At 44.6% G+C, this 776-nt stretch carries 1 protein-coding gene; it reads left to right on the forward strand.

Annotated features, from left to right (window positions below; translation table 11 throughout):
• Positions 1 to 699, forward strand: a 699-nt coding sequence (locus C5745_RS19865) for an IS256 family transposase (RefSeq protein ID WP_117584418.1), incomplete at its 5' end; no start/stop codon positions are given.
• Between the last annotated feature and the right edge of the window lie 77 nt (positions 700 to 776).

Genomic DNA, 776 nt, shown 5'->3' on the forward strand with positions numbered 1-776 from the left:
GACAATGGCAGTGTCCAGACCCGTGCGGTGTACAATATACTTGGGGTAAACAGGGATGGTCGGAAAGACCTGATCGGCATTTATCTTTCGGAAAATGAAGGGGCCAAGTTCTGGCTTTCGGTACTGACCGATCTGAAGCAGCGCGGGGTAGAAGATATTCTGGTTGCGTGCGTCGACGGATTAAAGGGTTTTCCCGATGCTATCGAAGCTGTTTATCCGAAAACCCAGGTACAGCTTTGCATAGTTCACCAGATACGCTCAAGTCTGCGGTATGTTCCGGAAAAAGATAAAAAAGCCGTTGTTGCAGATTTAAAGCCTATCTATCAGGCAAATAGTCAGGATCAGGGCTACGAAAAACTATTGGAGTTTGATGAGAAATGGGGCAAGAAATATCCCTTATCTGTAAAAGGATGGCTGGATAATTGGGGAAACCTCTCTACTTACTTTGAGTATTCGCCCGATATCCGCAGAGCTATCTATACGACAAATGCCATCGAGGCGATGCACCGGCAGGTCAGAAAAATTACGAAAACCAAGGGAGCATTTACATCCGATCAGGCTCTATTAAAGCTAGTTTACCTGACCATCAAGGATATATCAAAAAAATGGACCATGCCTATTAGAAATTGGGGATTGACAATGCAACAATTACATATTAAATTTGGGGATAGGATTAAAGCCTTCGGCAACTCCTTTTAGGGTTCGCACTCGAGGCTTTCAGCCTCCGAGAACGAACCCTAAAAGGAGTGATGTGACACAGTTCAATTTACACTACC

The sequence above is a fragment of the Sphingobacterium haloxyli genome (genome assembly GCF_002980525.1).
GTDB classification, from domain to species: domain Bacteria; phylum Bacteroidota; class Bacteroidia; order Sphingobacteriales; family Sphingobacteriaceae; genus Sphingobacterium; species Sphingobacterium haloxyli.